Here is a 19,216-nt window from a genome sequence, read left to right as displayed (position 1 = left end):
AGAGCTGCCTCATTAATTTGAGACAGCTCTTTTTTATTTATTATGTTTTTGCAAAAAATCTACCTCACCCAATACCAAATAATACCGGGATTTTTCCTGTGGTCGGTGTTATCACCGAACCACAAAAGGCATTATAATCGCGGGCCATTTAAAACTGGTATTTGGGATTTTCTAGTTGTGATTATGTTTTTTTAATTTAAAGGCATAAGCGAAATTAAACCCAATGTATGTACCAGTATCACTAAATGTACCATTAGCCGAGCTGTTTTTTAAGGTCACATCATAAGTTCCGTTAATAATAGTGGTGTTAGATATGTTGTACTCGAGGCCAAATCTTAGCTGGTCGCCGTTTTTTTGAACTTTTGAAACACCACCACCCAAAATAAAAGTTGGATAAGTGGTTGGGTGAGTTTCTGTACGCATGTACCCTGCGTCAAGCCCTTGACCGGATGTAAAATTGGCTTCTACCCCTGCATTAACCCAAAATTTTTGTTTTGCATTATTCTCTAAGGTTTGATAACCAATTTTAAAAGGAACACTTAAAATCTGGAAAAAATATTCAGAACTTTTTATATGCAAATCATCTGAGCCTATATTGGCAGGATTACCCGTTAAATCTTTATTTTTTATCAAAATTTGATATCCAACTGGTAATATCCTAGCATTTAAACCTCCCGACATAAAAAAATGTGATTTTTCTGCAGTATAAGTAAGCCCAAAAGAAACTCCTGGACTATTATACTTTTCTAAAAGTTTGCCAGTTTCATTACTTTCAATTTTAGTTTGAGTAGCTAAAAATGTACCTGCATTAATAGCAACATAAGAAAAGATTGCCTTTTTTTCTTTTTGAGCGTACACGTTAAAAGTTGCCAATACGCAAAATATGTAAATTACAGATGATTTTACCATGTTAAAAGTTTGCTAAGATATAATTTATTACCATTAGGGCCTACTGAGTGTACACCCATCATTTGACCAGAAATGATTTTACTGGAATTAAGAAATTCAATTATTACACTTTTGTAGCTTCTACGTCTTTTCTCGACTTTAAAAGGTGTTCCAAACAATTGTGGGTCGCCGCAATTAACATCAACCACTGTTCCGTAAATTTTAGAGCTACATATCGTTGCAAACTTCTTCCAATTACCATTACTTTTCTTTTTAAAATTTTTAGTTTTCGCTACAATTCTTGTAAATAGACCTAGATAAGTTCCATTAAACGCAGCAACAAATTTCGCACTCCTAATATTATTGTCGTACATTTGGGAAGCATTTGGTAGAGCGTATCTCTCACTTCTTTTACAAATGCTATTGCCAGTATTTGTTGAAACTGTATTCGTTGAATTTGAATTTGTTGATAGGAGATTTTCAATGTCTAAGGTTACATATATTTTCTATGTTTGATTTAAAATCTTTATATAGTTTTATAGCTTGGCTCGCCTTAAAAGTTACATTTTCAACTCTTTTAATTTGGTCCGAGCTTTTTCGACAACTTGAAGTGATTGCTTAATAAAGCAATATAATAGCGTAAATTTTTAATCTCATAATACTGTTTTTATAAATAAATTAATTTTGTAAATTAAAAGCAACAATAATTAAAAATAACTAAATAAATTTAAAAACGGAGAAATATATTTTTTATAGTAGTTGTAATTACGTTTTAATTAAAAATTATAAAAAGCGTTGTTGATTTATTTTTAAAAATAAAATACGCTATCTAGAGGAAATAAAATTTCATAAATGAAACTCATATTAAATATATAGGATAAAATATTTTGCAAAAAATAATCTCAGAAAGCCCTATTTCAGTTATTGGCCTTAATTTTATTTTTAAAAACTTTATAAACCTACCTCACCCAATACCAAATAATTCCGGGATTAGGATTACCACAACATCCTAACCATGGTGCAGGACTATAGCCAGATACTGATACCAAAGTACCCCACCAATTACTATTAGCACTGCTACTTGTCGTAATTGCTCCTGATAAACCATTAGCGTACCAAGGCATTATTTTCTCAATTCCGTCATTACTATAAGACCAAGAATCAAATTTAGTATTTAGGGTTATATCTGTTTGTGTGTTGTTAGTATTTACAAAACTATAAGCTTGGTTTGCCGTCCAAATACCACCCCAACGCCCTCTGGCGGTTGCGTCAATCATATATTGGAATCCACTGACACTCTTTTTAAGATAATCCGCGTAAGCGATAATAGAATATTGCCCGTTAATTGTTGGATTTGATGGATTTCTTAAAATGGCGTTAGTACCTGTCCAGCCCGTAATACTATTATTACACATGATTAAAGTCCATCCACCGCCATCAGTAGTCATGTCTGCGTATATCTGAAAAGGAGTACCACTATTAATATTATCATTTTTTATCCAATATAAACCATCAGTAGATGCTGGGTAATCTGTTTTAATTTGATAAGCGCTGTTTCCGGCACTAGCTTGCGATAATCCGTCTCCAGCAGATTTGGTGTTAATTGCCTGCCCATATTTAGTTAAAGAATTATTGCTTGTTAAAGCTCCATTTTTATTAATATAATTTAAATCAGTAGTAGAAACTTGTCCGCTTTTAGTTAATGCCGATACATTATTAACGGTTAAAGTACTTGTAATAGCATTACCATAATAAAGACCGTTTGCTGTTTGAGTAGCGGTAATGGTAGTTGTTCCTCCACCAGTTATGGTAACTGTTGTGCCGCTAATTGTTGCAACGTTAGTATTGCTGCTTGTGTAAGTAATGGCAGCATTACTAAGCGAAACAGGTGCAACTATAGTATAAGGATCATCAAAATTTGTTTTTGTGAGATCTATAAAGTTACTTAGGTTAGGGTTTTGTAACACTGTAACAGTAACTTCACCATCAATAAAACAACTTCCACCTTCTGAAAAACCTCTAACAGAGTAAGAAGAGGTTTCTGTAGGAGTAACTATGATTGAAGCTGTATTTCCTAATGGCAGTGCACCATAAATTCCGTAATAAGAAGCCGTACTGTTTTCAACTTTTAATCTATCGTTGTTTGATAACACGGCATTGAATGCGAATATTTCTGCAACATCAGCAGTAGAGGATTCACTCTGATTAACCCTTAAACCGTTTGGTCCGGTAGTTCCTCCGTTTTGATTTACTGTTTTAGAGATTCCGTTTTCATATATTGCCGAAGCACTACCAGTTCCAGTTCCAGAATATACGTAAGCATTATTATCGGACGCTGTTCCACCTGCTTGCGAAACCCATCCATCAAAATGAGCTTGGCTTTTATTACCATTCCACCACCCTAACAACCAATTGTTAGTAGCGTTTAAAACCCTTCCTCTGGTTCCTGCGGTTTGTTTGGCGCCATAAATTACAGTATATGGAGGAGTAAAGTTTACATTATTTTTAATGTTTTGAGAATTAGTAAACCTTAAAATTGGTTTATTGTTTAATCCGTTAGCAACGTATAGTGGTTGTGCGTTGGTTGCAGATGGAGTCATGTTGTTTCCGTTTCCAGATTGATCGTAAAGTACTACGCAAAAACCAGCAGAACCATTTAACCAAGTTTCAATAGCTGCAGTATTTAAGTGAGTTCCAGTAAATCCAAAATCAGCTTCAGCATTATCGTTAGCTCTACGCAAACGAATTGCAGCACCTGTATAAGCAGATTTTAACAACCTTAAACCCACTGCTAATTTACTATTAGATACATTATTTAACGGTGTTGCATGATTAAAACCCCAAGAATATGAGTTCGACCCCGAAGCAGTAAGTATAACTGAATCACCCCTATTTATGGTAGTAGATGAAGGGGAAATACTAAGAGTAGGAAGATTTACAATATTTATTGGTCCTGAAACAGTACTAGTTATAGGGGGGGCTACAGAATCAGATACTACAACATAATAATAAGTGGTTCCTAAATTAGTACTTGGTGGAATAAAAGAAGCATTTGTAGCGTCGGGAATTAAAGTGCCTCCAGTATTACTAGTACTTGTATTACTAAACCATTGATAAGTAATGTTTTGTCCAGATGCTGCAACAGACAAACTAGGAGATGTAGTTCCAATACAAATACTTTGTGAGGATGCAGATGGTCCGCTCATTATTGCTAGTTGACATAATGTCATTGGGATACCGTAGTATGTGCCTTGGTTGCATTCAACATTTTGTCTGATATTACTGGCATTCAAAGTAGAAAAACCAATAACCTCACTTTGTAATATAGAACCACCAGTTGATCCACCATCGTAATTACCAACAAAAATTTTACTTAAATTATCTGTTTTAGAACTAATAGCTAAAACCATAGCCTCGTTAACCGGAGCTAAAGATTCGGAGGTTGTTTTAGAAATCCCATTTTTCCATATAGCAAGCGGAAACACATTGCTATGAAATCTTGTATTGTTGATTTCTAATAACCCACCAATTCTAGGAGTAGCGTCTAAAATAGAATGATAGTGTGGCAAAGTAGCAGATGGGGATTTAATTACAGAAGATATACTTGCTAAGTTTAAAGATCCGGAGTAAACCAGACCTTTATTTCCTGAAAAATCTATACTTACTTTTGTACCGATATATTTAAAATCCCCGCTAAATAATATTTGTGGCTGCTGGTTAGCATCGGCTTTAACCATATTTCTAATATTTCCACTTTGATCATACCAAATTGAAACAAAGGCATTTCCAGAACCAGCAAATGTTTTTACAGCCAGGGTATCTAAATTGCCACTTGCTAAAAAACCAATATCTTGCGTTGTATTATCACTACTTCTTCTTATTTGTATGGCGTTTCCCGTATAATTAGAAGAGAGCTGTCTTAAAGAATAAGCAACAGCAGCTGGTTCAGCGCTTGTTAGACCTAAATTATTTAAGGTATTTTGAGTGTATGCTGATTTAAAACCAAATAAAATCAACAAAAATAGAGCGAATTTTTTCATTGTTAATTTCTAATAGTAATAATCAAATTGAATTCTATCACTTAATGATAATGCATAAGCACCATTATTTGCCGAATTATATGTTAATGTGTTTCCAGTAACGCTGTATGCAGTATTGCTAATTCTAATACCGTTAATATACATTTTTACTTTACTATTTCCCGAAGGAGTTTGGGTTAAGGTAAAGCTAGTTTGAGCTGCTGTTGCCGAAAACTCATCTGCTACTTCTCTAACCGGAGCAGTTCCTAAGGATACTGTACCATCTGCCATTAAATATTGAGATGATGTACCACTTGGAGTTTTATAACCAGCAGCAGTAATAGTTCCGCTAGTTTTCACTGCAGTAATAAGAGTGTTTCCTAATTGAATGGTATTTGATCCATTTCCTATAGCATTGAAGCCAATAACAATTTGGTTAGATTCATTATTTGCATTGGGTTTAGTATTTACACCAATTAATATCGAGTTGTTAATTAATGTATTATGAGTAGATCCATCACTAATAAATCTACCAGCAAAGGCACCTAAAACAGCATTATTGCTACCAGTTGTATTTCTGTCGATGGCAGCTACTCCAATTGCAGTATTCCAATTTCCAGTGGTAGATTGTTCTAACGATTGAACACCATATCCAGTATTATAGGTACCAGTTGTATTGCTAGGAAGAGACATGCTTCCAGAAGCTGTATTACCACCACCAGTTGTATTAGAAGCTAAAGAATTATAGCCATTAGCTGTATTATTATTTCCTCCTATATTTGCTCTTAAAGCCATAGATCCTACTGCTGTATTATAACCTCCTGTAGTATTGCCTACCATGGTTTCAGAACCTAAACCTACATTATAACTACCAGTAGCATTATTTTGTAGTGTTAAATAGCCCACAGCCGTATTATCGTAAGCGTTGTTAAAATACAAAGCTTGACTTCCAAAAGCAGTATTTCTTGCACCAACAGAATTAGTTCGAAGCGTATTCAAACCAAACGCAGTATTTAAAAAGCCTGTAGTATTTGATTTTAATGCCTGAGAACCAAAAGTTGTGTTTGTAGAAATAGCCCCATTTCCCATACCTGCTGTAATCCCGTTTACGGTTAAATCATGTGCTCCTAAATTTACTGCGTTTGTGGCTCCAGAGTAAGGTATTAAGGTTTGCATTGCTTTAATTTTTGCATAAGGATTCAACATTGCAGCAGTATCAGCGGTGTTTACTTTAGTGTTTAACCCAGCAGTCATTGCAACCGATTTCGCATAAGGATTCAACATTGTTGCGGTATCAGCTGTATTCACTTTAGTATTTAATCCAGTAGTCATCGCCACAGCTTTCGCATAAGGATTCAACATTGCAGCAGTATCGGCGGTGTTTACTTTAGTATTTAATCCAGTAGTCATCGCCACAGCTTTTGCATAAGGATTCAACATTGTTGCGGTATCAGCGGTGTTTACTTTAGTATTTAATCCAGTAGTCATCGCCACAGCTTTTGCATAAGGATTTAACATTGCAGCAGTATCAGCGGTGTTTACTTTAGTATTTAATCCAGTAGTCATTGCCACAGCTTTTGCATAAGGATTCAACATTGCAGCAGTGTCAGCGGTATTTACTTTAGTATTTAAACCAGCTATTGTTGAAGCGGCTTTCGCGTAAGGATTCAACATGGCAGCAGTATCGGCGGTGTTTACTTTAGTATTTAAACCAGTAGTCATCGCCACAGCTTTAGCATAAGGATTCAACATTGCAGCAGTATCAGCGGTGTTTACTTTAGTGTTTAAACCAGCTATTGTTGAAGCAGCTTTCGCATAAGGATTTAACATGGCAGCAGTATCGGCGGTGTTTACTTTAGTATTTAAACCAGTAGTCATCGCCACAGCTTTAGCATAAGGATTCAACATGGCAGCAGTATCAGCGGTATTTACTTTAGTATTTAAACCAGCTATTGTTGAAGCAGCTTTCGCATAAGGATTCAACATTGCAGCAGTGTCAGCGGTATTTACTTTAGTATTTAAACCAGTAGTCATCGCCACAGCTTTCGCATAAGGATTCAACATTGCAGCAGTGTCAGCAGTATTCACTTTAGTGTTTAAACCAACAGTCATTGCAGCCGCTTTCGCATAAGGATTCAACATGGTAGCAGTGTCAGCAGTATTCACTTTGGTATTTAATCCAGTAGTCATCGCCACAGCTTTCGCATAAGGATTCAACATTGCAGCAGTATCGGCGGTGTTTACTTTAGTATTTAAACCAGTAGTCATCGCCATAGCTTTAGCATAAGGATTCAACATTGCAGCAGTATCAGCGGTGTTTACTTTGGTATTTAATCCAGTAGTCATCGCCACAGCTTTCGCATAAGGATTTAACATGGCAGCAGTATCAGCGGTATTCACTTTGGTATTTAATCCAGCAGTAGTTGAAGCAGCTTTCGCATAAGGATTCAACATTGCAGCAGTGTCAGCGGTATTTACTTTAGTATTTAAACCAGCTATTGTTGAAGCAGCTTTCGCATAAGGATTCAACATTGCAGCAGTGTCAGCGGTGTTTACTTTAGTGTTTAACCCAGCAGTCATTGCAACCGATTTCGCATAAGGATTCAACATTGTTGCGGTATCAGCTGTATTCACTTTAGTATTTAATCCAGTAGTCATCGCCACAGCTTTCGCATAAGGATTCAACATTGCAGCAGTATCGGCGGTGTTTACTTTAGTATTTAATCCAGTAGTCATCGCCACAGCTTTCGCATAAGGATTCAACATTGCAGCAGTATCGGCGGTGTTTACTTTAGTATTTAATCCAGCTATTGTTGAAGCAGCTTTCGCATAAGGATTCAACATTGTAGCGGTATCAGTAATGTTTACTTTACTATTTAAACCTGCTAGAGTTGAAGCTGCTTTAGCATACGGAATCAACATTGTAGCGGTATCAGTAATGTTTACTTTACTAATTAAACCTGCTAGAGTTGCAGCTGCTTTAGCATACGGATTTAACATTGTTGCGGTATCGGCTGTATTCACTTTAGTATTTAATCCAGCAGTAGTTGAAGCTGCTTTTGCATAAGGATTCAACATTGCGGCAGTATCAGCGGTGTTTACTTTGGTATTTAAACCAGCAGTCATCGCCACAGCTTTTGCATAAGGATTCAACATTGCAGCAGTGTCAGCAGTATTCACTTTGGTATTTAAACCAGCAGTCATCGCCACAGCTTTCGCATAAGGATTCAACATTGTAGCGGTATCAGCGGTGTTTACTTTAGTGTTTAAACCAGCTATTGTTGAAGCAGCTTTCGCATAAGGATTCAACATGGCAGCAGTATCGGCGGTGTTTACTTTAGTATTTAAACCAGTAGTCATCGCCATAGCTTTAGCATAAGGATTCAACATTGCAGCAGTATCAGCGGTGTTTACTTTAGTATTTAATCCAACAGTCATTGCAACCGATTTCGCATAAGGATTCAACATTGCAGCAGTATCAGCGGTGTTTACTTTAGCATTTAATCCAACAGTCATTGCAACCGATTTCGCATAAGGATTCAACATTGCAGCAGTATCAGCGGTATTCACTTTAGTGTTTAAACCAGCAACAGTTGAAGCAGCTTTTGCATAAGGATTCAACATTGCAGCAGTATCAGCGGTGTTTACTTTGGTATTTAAACCAGCAGTCATTGCAGCAGCTTTCGCATAAGGATTCAACATTGCGGCAGTATCAGCGGTATTTACTTTAGTATTTAAACCAGCTATTGTTGAAGCAGCTTTCGCATAAGGATTCAACATTGCGGCAGTATCAGCGGTGTTTACTTTAGTATTTAAACCAGCTAAAGTTAATTTTGAAACTGGTTTATCTAAATCCTTAGTGTTATCAACGTTTGACAATCCAAAAGAAGCTTTTATGCCATCTAAATTATTTGTTCCTGTACCGCCATGCTCAATGCTTACTATTCCAGTAACATTTGAGGCCTTACCAGCAATATCTCCAATAACCTTAGAGCCACTTATACTTTGTATTTTTATATCAGTAACATTTAAGTCGGCAATTTTAGAGGTAGTTACAGCACTATTTGCAATTGAAGGCTTAGGATAAACACCAGTTAAATCGCCTGACGCATTTCCAATTGGGTTTGCAGTAAATGCATTGAAAGCATAAGGAACAGATTGAAATTGTGTGGTGCCTAAATCAACAAAGTTGTTTGTCCCATTTACGTCAAATTCTAATTGTAAATATTTATTGCCTTGTGCCCAGTTAATCACTTCCATAGAACCAGAAGAACTTGTAACACCCTGACTGCCGATAATAATATTAAAAACACCTACAGGATTGGTGGTAGTTACCCTACTTTCAGAATAAACAATAACTCCAGTTGGTGTATTGTCATGTATTGATATTCTAACATGAATATTTTGATTTGCCAAAGCATCTCCTTTGGCATTTCGGGCTACACCCTGAAAGTTTAGTTGTAAAGGCGCTTGTGCCAAGGCCGAATATTGTGTAGCAATGAATATTATACCAAAAAGAATTATTAGTTTTTTCATATTTATTAGGTGTTATATTTTTTAAATTTTAACGATTTTAAAGGTGCCTCTTTTTGGTTTAAAAACTGTAGGACTTACAGCCATTACAACTTCTAGGTAATAGATGCCCGGACTTAATTTGCTTAAATCAAACTTTTCTAATTCATCACTATAAATATGATTAACAGATCTAGTTTCAAGCACAATACCCGAAAGGTTTAATAAAGTAAAGTTGATAGTTCCTTTTTGAGTTGTTTTAAGAGCAACGGTAAAGAAATCTTTTGTGGGGATAGGATATAAAGACACTTCATCATTTGTCCAAACATTGCCGAAATTGTTAGCAATAATTTTTTCAACATAGATGGGTTGTAAAACACCAGATGTTACCAATAAATTATTAGGATTGCTGAAACTTGCAATAGAGCAAGATTCTCCAATGCTCCAATCAAATTGATGCGTTCTTATGGTGGTTGTATTGCCTCCTACGTTAATAGTAGAAATAGCTAGGGTTTGAGAAAAACTTAGCTGATTAAAAAAAATAAATAATAGGATAAAATAAACTTTCTTCATGAAATAGTATTTGTTGGTTTTATACTATCCATGAAATAAAAAGTTTCAATTTTTACTTAAAAGATTAAGATTTTAAGTTTAGGATTATGGAACCATCCTAATCAATAGATTTATGATTAAAAAAAATATAAAAACAAAAATGTAAGCCAAAGGATTGGCAAAATTTAATGTCCAACCTAAACCAGGTCTTGCTTTTCTAACCCACAATTTTTCATTTTTAGTGTTAAAGTAAAATATTCCCCATATAAAATTATGAGGATGAGTATTCTTTTCTGGAAAATTAGCCATGTATAGTTTCCGATTTTCCGTAACGTTTAATTACGTCACCTTCATAATCCAACCATTCTTGCCAGCGTTTTTCTACATCAATACCAGTACCGTATTTACGAGCTAAACCTATAAATAAAGTATAATGAGTAGCTTCAGAAATCATTAATTCGTGGTAAAATTCTGATAGTTGTTTATCATCTACATGTTCTGATAATGTCTTAAAACGCTCACAACTTCTAGCTTCAATCATTGCGGCAAGCAGCAACCTATCTACCATGCTTTCAGTTCTTTTTGCTTCGCCACCACCACGTTTCAAAAATTTGATAAGTTCATTTACATAATTATCCTTACGTTCTAACCCTAAGCTATAACCACGCTCAATTATAATATCATGCACCCTTTTAAAGTGATCCATTTCTTCTTTTACCAACTCCGCCATTTCTGAAACTAATTCCGGAATTTGTGGATTTTGAATAATCAAAGTAATGGCATTAGTAGCAGCTTTTTGCTCGCAATAAGCATGGTCTGTTAAAATCTCTTCAATATTACTCTCAACTACATTTTTAACCCAAAATGGGTCGGTTGGTAACTGTAGCTTGAACATGGTTTTTTCGCTCATGTTGCAAAAATAAACAATGTTGGGTTTAGTTTAAATATTTATATGCTTTATGGCATAATTAAGATGAAATGCGCTCTTCACAAAAAAGGCTCAAATGCTATCAAACATTTGAGCCTTTAAATATTCATTTAAAATCCTACTTCATTAAAAACGCTTTAAAATCTTCAAAGCTATTATTCATTTCTACTTGGTGTTTATCTTTTTTATAAAGTTCAGCGACTTGTTCTGGCTCTTCATACTTAATACCCAACTCCTCAAAAACATCTGGAAATTTACAAGGATGCGCAGTTGCTAAAATAATATAAGCCGTTTTTTCTGTAACAGCAGTATTTTCTTTCAAATCTTTTACTGCTAAATAACCTGTTGCAGTATGCGGGCAAACTACATAATTTTTTGCCTTGTGAACTTCTAAAATCGCTTCTTTAATTTGCTCATCATTATAAGCACAAGCGCTCAACATTTCTTTTAGTTTTTCAATGTCGTTGTTAAACATATCCAAAATGCGTACAAAATTACTTGGGTCGCCAACGTCCATTGCGTTTGCTAATGTTTGCACAGATGGGCGAGCATTATAAACACCACTTTCTAAATACTGTGGAACAATATCATTGCTATTTGTGGCCGCAATAAATTTCTTTACTGGTAAACCCATTTTATAAGCTATCATTCCGGCAGCAATGTTCCCGAAATTTCCGCTTGGCGTTACAAAAACTAAATCTTCAAAATCGTTTTTAAGTTTGGCGTAAGTATTAGCATAATAAAACATTTGTGGAATTAACCTACTAATATTTATAGAGTTAGCCGATGTTAAATTTAGCTTAGCATTCAAATCTTCATCATGGAAAGCTCTTTTAACCAATGCTTGGCAATCGTCAAAAGTACCATCGATAGCTATGGCTTCAATGTTATTTCCATTTGTGGTTAACTGCAATTCTTGTATCAAGCTTACTTTTCCTTTAGGGTATAAAATGGTTACTTTAATACCCGGAACATTTAAAAAGCCTAAAGCTACCGCACCACCAGTATCACCAGATGTGGCTACTAAAATTTGTATTTCCTTTTGTTCTTTTTTAAGAAAATGAGCCATCATACGGCTCATAAAACGGCCTCCAAAATCTTTAAAAGCTAAAGAAGGGCCATGAAATAATTCCAACACAAAAGTATCATCCTGCAAAGGATATAATGGCGCTTCAAAATTTGCTGCTTCATCAACTATTGCCTTTAAATCTTCGGCAGAAATATCATCTTTTAATAAGGTATAAGCTATGTCAAAAGCAATTTCTGGTAAAGTTTTTTTATCCCAATTTTCCATCAAAATTTTATCTATTTGAGGCAAAATGGTAGGCATATATAATCCCTTATCAGCCGGAAGGCTATTAAAAACAGCTGTTTCTAAATCAACTGATAAGTCATGGTTTTTGGTGGAGTATAATTTCATTAATTAGATATGAGTAATGAGATGTGAGAATTGAGACGCTTTTAGCTTTCGGCATTAAGCCTTAAGCTAAAATAACTGGTCCTGTTTCGTTAATTTCTGATAAATAAATATTGCTTTTAATGCCTTTATCTGCTAGCATTCTTTGCAAATTTGTAATTACTTTTTGTCCGTCATCTGGAGATTTATACAAAGAGAATACCGTAGGCCCAGAGCCTGAAATACCAAAGCCTAAAGCACCATTTTCCATTGCGTAAGCTTTCATAAAATCAAATTCTGGAATTAAAATAGAGCGAATTGGCTCCACAATAACATCTTTTAAACATCTGCCTAATAAATCGTAATCATGAGTGTATAAAGAGCTAATTAAACCGGCAATATTTCCCCATTGCGTAACTGCATCTTTTAACAATACTTTTGAACGTATAATTTGACGAGCATCACGAGTAGGAACATCAACATGAGGATATAGTAAAGCACAATACAATTTTGGAACTGGCAAAGCAATTACTTCTAACGGATCGTAACTTTTTATTAGCGTAAAACCACCAAATAAAGCTGGCGCTACGTTATCAGCATGTCCATGTCCGCAAGCTAAAGCTTCGCCTTCCATGGCAAATGGCAATAATTCCATTTTACTTAAAGGTTGGCCTAACAATTCGTTTGCAGCAAATAAACCTGCTACAGCACTTGCAGAGCTTGAGCCTAAGCCGCTGCCCATGGGCATTTTCTTTTTAAGTTGGATATTTATCCCTAAATCTTCTCGTTCCAGTTTTTTTAGCAAGCTAATTACCGAAGCGCTAACCGTGTTTTTTTGCGGATCTAAAGGCAATTTTCCTTCATCTCCTTCTATAGATATAATTTTTACGCCCCGTTTATCCGTTAATTCCATAACCAACTCATCGCCTGGTTCGTTTACGGCAAAACCTAAAATATCGAAACCACAAACCACGTTAGCCACAGTTGCTGGTGCAAAAACTTTTATTGATTTTTTCATTAGCCTCATCCTATATCCTTCTTATAAAAGAAGGAATTCTTATCGTGTTTATTTTTATTTGGGCGTTTTAGCGGTCCGCCTGCTGGCGGATATATCTTTTTTGACTACTCTTCGCCTCCCTACCTACTAGACAGTCAGGCGTTAAGAGGGACAAAAAAGGATGCCGCTTCAATCCCTAATGCAACTTTTCAAATTTATTAAAGATTTCATCATGTTGAACATTCGAAAAAAGTAAGTTCATCAGAGATACATCTCACAAATATATATTAAATTCAATGTGCAAATCTTTGTTTTTAAGACCTTCATTCCTCAAGATAATGTTATCAAGTTTCGGTCTGTGAGGACACAGACCGAGGCGAAATTTTATTATTATTCCATGGTCTATGTCCTCACAGACCATTATATTATTCCATGGTCTGTGTCCTCACAGACCATTATTTATTTCAAACTTATAAAATTCCTAAACCTTAAAGCCTTCCGTCTTAAGCTTTCGAAGCCCCCACTTTCACCAAATCAGCAAAAACACCTGCAGCGGTAACAGCAGCGCCAGCACCTGGGCCTTTAACAACCATTTGGGTTTCGTTATACCTGTCTGTGGTAAAAGCGATAATATTATCACTACCAGATAAAGCGTAAAAAGGATGATATGCTCCTACAGCTTGCATACTAATTTCCACTTTTCCGTTTTCTAACTTGCCTATGTAACGCAAAACTTTTCCTGCTTCTGCAGCATCATTTTTCATTTGCTCAAAATGAGTATTTGAATTTTTTAACTCTTGATAAAAATCGGCAACAGACGGTGCTTTACTACAACTTTCCGGAATAATTTCTCCTAGCTCTACGTCTTTCGCATCTAAAGCTAAGCCAGCGTTACGAGCTAAAATCAACATCTTACGCATAAAATCAATTCCGCCCAAATCATCACGAGGATCTGGTTCTGTATAGCCTTTCTCTTGAGCCATTTTAACCACATCATGAAAATTAGCTTCGCCTTTAAAATTATTGAAAATGAAAGAAATTGTACCCGAAAGTATAGCTTCAATTTTCGAAATTTTATCGCCACTTACAATTAAATCATTTAAAGTTTTGATAATTGGCAAGCCAGCACCTACATTGGTTTCGTAATAAAAATCTACACCATGTTTTTGAGCGGTATTTTTTAAATCGGCAAATTGAGCATACTCGCCAGAGTTGGCAATTTTATTACAAGTAACTACAGATATATTTGCTTCAAAAGCTTCTTTGTAAAATTTAGATGGAAGCGGGCTAGCTGTATTGTCTATAAACACACAGTTGGGCAAATTTAAGGCTTTCATTTTAGCCACAAAAGAGGGTAAATCTGCTATTTCTGGAGCATTTGCTAAATCAGCCTGATAGCTATCTAAATTTATTCCATTGGTATCAATCAACATTTTTTTGGTGTTAATTAAACCTAATACTTTAATGTTAAGGAGGTTGTTTTTAGCTAAAAACGCTGCATGTCCGTTAATTTGACTCAACAATTCTTTACCAATATTGCCCACACCAACTACAAAAACATTCAATGTTTTCTGTAATTCGGCAAAAAAGGCATCATGCACTGCGTTTAATGCCTTTGATAAATCATCGTTATAGATAATAACCGAAATATTGTACTCTGACGAACCTTGCGCAATGGCTACCACATTTACGCCATTACGGCCTAAAGCATTAAAAAGTTTTCCAGAAATGCCTGGAGTTTTTTTCATGTTTTCGCCAACAATAGCCAAAATAGAAAGGTTAGTTTCAATTTTAACTGGCTCTAATTTGCCAGCCAATAATTCTAACTCAAACTCATTTGCTATTAATTCTTTCGCTTTTAAAGCATCATCTGGGTTAACTGCAAAAGTGATAGAATGTTCTGATGATGATTGTGTAATTAAAATTACGTTTACTTGTTCTCTTGATAGTAATGAAAACAAACGACCGCTAAAACCTGCTTTACCAATCATCCCGCTACCTTCAATATTGATAATACTAATATGGTCAACAGAAGAAATCCCTCTGATAGTGGTGTTTGATGGTTTTAAATCATGTTTAATAAAAGTGCCTTCAAAACTTGGTTCAAAGGTGTTTTTAATAACAATAGGGATTTTCTTTAAAAAAGCCGGAATCATAGTGGGCGGATAAATCACCTTTGCACCAAAGAAAGAAAGTTCCATAGCTTCGGTATATGAAAGTTCTTCCATAGAAAAAGCTTTTTTCACTCTTCTAGGGTCGGCAGTCATCATTCCGTTAACATCTGTCCAAACTTCAATTTGCGAAACATTTAAAGCAGCACCTAAAATAGCTGCGGTATAATCACTACCACCACGGCCTAAAGTGGTAATTTGATTTAAGTTATTACTTGCAATAAAGCCAGTTACAACTACTAAGTTATTAGTGTTTAATGAGAAGTAATTTTGAACTAACATATTGGTTTGGTCAAAATCTACTTTTGCATTTCCAAAACTGCTGTCCGTTTTTATAATTGTGGTAGCGTCTAAAAACTCAGTTTCTGGTTTTATAATCCTTAAAATGCGGCTAATCATAAAAGCCGAACTTCTTTCGCCAAAACTAACTACAGTGTCTTTTGTTTTTGGGCTTAACTCTTTTAAAGCAGCAACACCTTGCAAAATATCTTCTAACTCCTGAAAATAAAGCTTAAGCTTGGTAATTACCTGATTTTGCTGTTGCAAGCCTACTAATTCTTTAACAACTGCAAAATGTCTTTTTTCTAAATCTGTTAAATAAGGTGTAAAATCATTTCCAGCAACGGCCTCGTTTGCCATATTTAACAATTGGTTAGTTACGCCACCCATTGCAGATACGGCAATAACTATTTCTTCTTGTTCATCAATATTTGATTTCACAATACCCATTAGGGCTTTTAATGCTTCTACGGAACCTACGGATGTCCCCCCGAATTTTAGAATTTTCATTTTAATATATTATAAAAAAAGCGCCTTCCGTTTAATTGGAAGGCGCTGTATATGTTATTATTTAAGCATAAACTACCTTCCTATACGCAAAGCGTAGTGGTTGTTGTAGTGTATGTATTTGTTAATTTCATTTTTTGAATTTATTTGCCAAATCTAATGTTTCAAATTTTATTTGCCAACTTTTATGTAAATTATTTAATACAATCACATCACCCTAAAAAGACCCTACAAACATTCAACATCCTGAAAATTGACAAAGAATTTCAAACTATTCCTGATTTGAACACAACAAACAGAGATTTGACTACACAGACCAATAATTGTTGACTGACATTTGTGCCATTATTAAAAACATAAAAAAATGGCAACATTAAATTGGACAGCGGACAACATTCCTTCACAACAAGGAAAAACCATCTTAATCACAGGTGCAAACAGCGGACTTGGTTTTGAAGCAACAAAAGTGTTGAGTAAAAAAGGTGCTCACATCATTATGACTGCTCGAAACTTACGGAAAGGCAATGAAGCTTTAGAAGCTATCAAGAAAGAAAATCCAAATGCAAAGTTAGACTTAATGCAATTGGATTTGGCTGACTTGCACTCAATCCGAAAATTTTCAGATGAATTTCATTCAAAGTATTCAAAACTTGATGTTTTGGTAAATAATGCGGGTGTGATGAACCCACCCAAAAGAGAAGTGACAAAACAGAATTTTGAAGTTCAATTTGGCACCAATCATTTAGGCCATTTCTTACTCACTGGCTTGCTTTTGGATATACTTAAAAACACATCGAATTCAAGAATTTCGGTTCAAAGCAGCATCGTTCATAAAACAGAAAGTATGAAGCCTGATATTCATTTTGATGATTTGAACTTTGAAAAATCATATAACAGAGACCAAGCTTATGCCCAAAGCAAATTGGCTAACTTGCTTTTTGCATATGAATTAGACAGACGTTTGAAAGCCAACAATATCAACACTATTGTAACTGCGGCTCATCCTGGTTATACAAAAACAAACCTGCAAACAAATTCAGGATTTTTAATGTCGGTTATTTTGAATAACATTCTTGCCCAAAATGTAAAAATTGGAACTCTACCCATTTTAAGGGCAGCAACTGATGAAAATGCAAAGGGTTCCGAGTATTTTGGACCGACTAAGATGATGGAAATGAAAGGATATCCTGAGTTGGTAAAATCAAGTGATAAATCTTATGACAAAGATTTGGCTAAAAAACTATGGGAAGTGTCCGAAAAATTAACTAACCTAAAATACGAATTTTAATATGAAAACAGTAAAAATCGTATTAATCTGCCTGTTGGTTGTATTTTACCTTTTTATGGGGTCAATGCACTTTATACAACCCGAACAGTATTTTGCAATGATGCCTTCGTGGTTACCAGCACAAAAGGTTTTAATCATTTTGAGTGGAATTGTAGAAATTATTTTAGCAGTACTTTTAATACCAATTAAAACAAGAGCAATTGCTGCAAAGTTAATTATAGCTATGTTGGTGGTATTTTTCTTTGCAATTCATATTCCTGAAAGCATAGGCTACTACAAGACAGGTAACGAGAAGTTTGTTGCTAGCATCATAAGGCTACCTATTCAGTTTCTTTTTATTGCGTGGGCTTGGATGTTTGCAAAAAAATAATCTTCTAAAATGGAAACCTAAAAAGTCAACAATGTAAGTTCAAATCAAGCGTTGTTGATTTTTATTAAATTTGACCAATGGCAAAAAATGTAAATCATATCGCTATCAATTCCATTTCAGAGCTACATCGCCTAATGGGATTGCCTAAACCACTTCATCCATTAATCAGTTTGATTAATATGGATGAAGTACAATCATCTGAAAAAACAGAAGAACTACATTTTTTGCTTAATTTTTATGGAGTTTCTCTGAAAAAAAATATAAGTGGCAAATTAAAATACGGACAGAACTACTACGACTTTGATGAAGGTGTATTGGCTATGACAGCACCCAAACAAATTTTATCTGTAGGCAGCGAAGAAAATTACAAAGTATCAGGATATTGGTTAGTTTTTCATTCTGACTTTATATTAAATTATCCATTAGGAAAAGTTATAAAAGACTACGGTTTTTTTTCGTATACAGTAAATGAAGCCTTGCACCTTTCTGACAAAGAAGAAAAAATGCTCGAAGGAATATTTAAGAATATAGAGCAAGAATATCAGACATCAATAGATCAGTTTAGTCAAGATGTAATGGTTTCGCATCTTGAATTATTTTTGAACTATTGTAATCGTTTCTACAACAGACAATTTCTGACGAGAAAAAAAGCAGGAAATGACCTGTTGAGTAAAATGGAAGAATTGCTTGATGAATATTTTAAAAACGATAAACTTATAGAATCAGGACTTCCCACAGTTCAATATTTTGCAGAAATAATGAACGTTTCTTCCAATTATTTAAGTGATATGTTGAGAACACTCACAGGACAAAGCACACAACAGCATATTCACAACAAATTAATAGAAAAGGCAAAAGAAACATTGACAACAACCAATTTATCAGTAAGTGAGATTGCGTACCAGCTAGGCTTTGAGCATCCGCAATCGTTTAGTAAATTATTTAAGAGCAAAACAAATTTGACACCCATTGAATTTAGAGCTTCATTTAACTAACAAAGAAAGGGGCGAATAGCTAACGGCTAAGGTTTCGTTGAGTTTGAAGAACCAACAATGAAACCGTGGTTGAAAGGAACCGGACATATCACTTCTGTTAGGGACTTATCGTTGTTAGATTTCTATTAAAGCAATCAACACATTTCCTTTCAATTTCAGGTAAACAGGCACAATCTTCCCTCGTGAGGACTTGTTTTAAACCATTATACAATTCCATTTTTTTCTGATAAATTGCGCTTTTCAGGAAATTCATTGATTTTTTATCCTTGTAAATCGCTTATATTTACTTTATGATCGAGTGGGTTTTTTTAATC

General features: G+C 34.9%; 13 protein-coding genes. 3 read left to right on the top strand and 10 right to left on the bottom strand.

What is annotated here, in order from left to right:
- Nucleotides 1–171: 171 nt before the first annotated feature.
- From ACFSSE_RS07930 to thrA, 10 genes are all read right to left on the bottom strand, one after another.
- Nucleotides 172–909, bottom strand: coding sequence for a hypothetical protein (locus ACFSSE_RS07930; RefSeq protein WP_379045586.1), 738 nt, complete (start codon nt 907–909; stop codon nt 172–174).
- Nucleotides 903–1,262 (bottom strand): hypothetical protein, encoded by a 360-nt coding sequence (locus ACFSSE_RS07925; protein WP_379045583.1) that lies wholly within the window; start codon nt 1,260–1,262, stop codon nt 903–905. The genes ACFSSE_RS07930 and ACFSSE_RS07925 overlap by 7 nt, the downstream gene beginning before the upstream one ends.
- A gap of 585 nt (nt 1,263–1,847) precedes the next feature.
- Nucleotides 1,848–4,928, bottom strand: a complete 3,081-nt coding sequence (locus tag ACFSSE_RS07920) for a fibrinogen-like YCDxxxxGGGW domain-containing protein (RefSeq protein WP_379045579.1) — start codon at nt 4,926–4,928, stop codon at nt 1,848–1,850.
- A gap of 9 nt (nt 4,929–4,937) precedes the next feature.
- Nucleotides 4,938–9,443 (bottom strand): beta strand repeat-containing protein, encoded by a 4,506-nt coding sequence (locus ACFSSE_RS07915; protein WP_379045576.1) that lies wholly within the window; start codon nt 9,441–9,443, stop codon nt 4,938–4,940.
- A gap of 21 nt (nt 9,444–9,464) precedes the next feature.
- Nucleotides 9,465–9,992 carry a T9SS type A sorting domain-containing protein gene (locus tag ACFSSE_RS07910; protein WP_379045573.1) on the bottom strand — a complete coding sequence of 176 codons (528 nt, stop codon included), beginning with the start codon at nt 9,990–9,992 and terminating at the stop codon, nt 9,465–9,467.
- A gap of 84 nt (nt 9,993–10,076) precedes the next feature.
- Nucleotides 10,077–10,280: a DUF5808 domain-containing protein gene (locus ACFSSE_RS07905; RefSeq protein WP_379045570.1), complete on the bottom strand. Its 204-nt coding sequence runs from the start codon at nt 10,278–10,280 to the stop codon at nt 10,077–10,079.
- Nucleotides 10,273–10,881 (bottom strand): tRNA-(ms[2]io[6]A)-hydroxylase, encoded by a 609-nt coding sequence (gene miaE, locus ACFSSE_RS07900; protein WP_379045568.1) that lies wholly within the window; start codon nt 10,879–10,881, stop codon nt 10,273–10,275. Before miaE ends, ACFSSE_RS07905 begins: the two co-directional genes overlap by 8 nt.
- A gap of 136 nt (nt 10,882–11,017) precedes the next feature.
- A complete protein-coding gene (thrC, locus tag ACFSSE_RS07895) occupies nt 11,018–12,319 on the bottom strand; it encodes a threonine synthase (protein ID WP_379045565.1) in 1,302 nt (433 codons plus the stop codon).
- Nucleotides 12,320–12,380: 61 nt separating this feature from the next.
- The gene (locus tag ACFSSE_RS07890) at nt 12,381–13,313 is read right to left on the bottom strand and encodes a homoserine kinase (protein WP_379045562.1); all 933 of its coding nucleotides are present in this window, start codon (nt 13,311–13,313) and stop codon (nt 12,381–12,383) included.
- Between the two features lie 482 nt (nt 13,314–13,795).
- On the bottom strand, nt 13,796–16,252 hold the full coding sequence (gene thrA, locus ACFSSE_RS07885) for a bifunctional aspartate kinase/homoserine dehydrogenase I (RefSeq protein ID WP_379045559.1): 2,457 nt from the start codon (nt 16,250–16,252) through the stop codon (nt 13,796–13,798).
- 361 nt (nt 16,253–16,613) lie between these two features.
- On the opposite strand from thrA, the gene ACFSSE_RS07880 reads away from it, so the two are divergent.
- From ACFSSE_RS07880 to ACFSSE_RS07870, 3 genes are all read left to right on the top strand, one after another.
- Nucleotides 16,614–17,537, top strand: coding sequence for an oxidoreductase (locus ACFSSE_RS07880; RefSeq protein WP_379045556.1), 924 nt, complete (start codon nt 16,614–16,616; stop codon nt 17,535–17,537).
- A gap of 1 nt (nt 17,538) precedes the next feature.
- Nucleotides 17,539–17,907 carry a DoxX family protein gene (locus tag ACFSSE_RS07875; RefSeq protein WP_379045554.1) on the top strand — a complete coding sequence of 123 codons (369 nt, stop codon included), beginning with the start codon at nt 17,539–17,541 and terminating at the stop codon, nt 17,905–17,907.
- Nucleotides 17,908–17,984: 77 nt separating this feature from the next.
- Nucleotides 17,985–18,902, top strand: a complete 918-nt coding sequence (locus ACFSSE_RS07870) for a helix-turn-helix domain-containing protein (protein ID WP_379045551.1) — start codon at nt 17,985–17,987, stop codon at nt 18,900–18,902.
- The last annotated feature ends 314 nt before the right edge of the window (nt 18,903–19,216 follow it).

The sequence above is a fragment of the Pedobacter alpinus genome, assembly GCF_042684645.1.
Taxonomy (GTDB): domain Bacteria; phylum Bacteroidota; class Bacteroidia; order Sphingobacteriales; family Sphingobacteriaceae; genus Pseudopedobacter; species Pseudopedobacter alpinus.
This window is presented reverse-complemented; position numbering and strand designations above follow the sequence as displayed.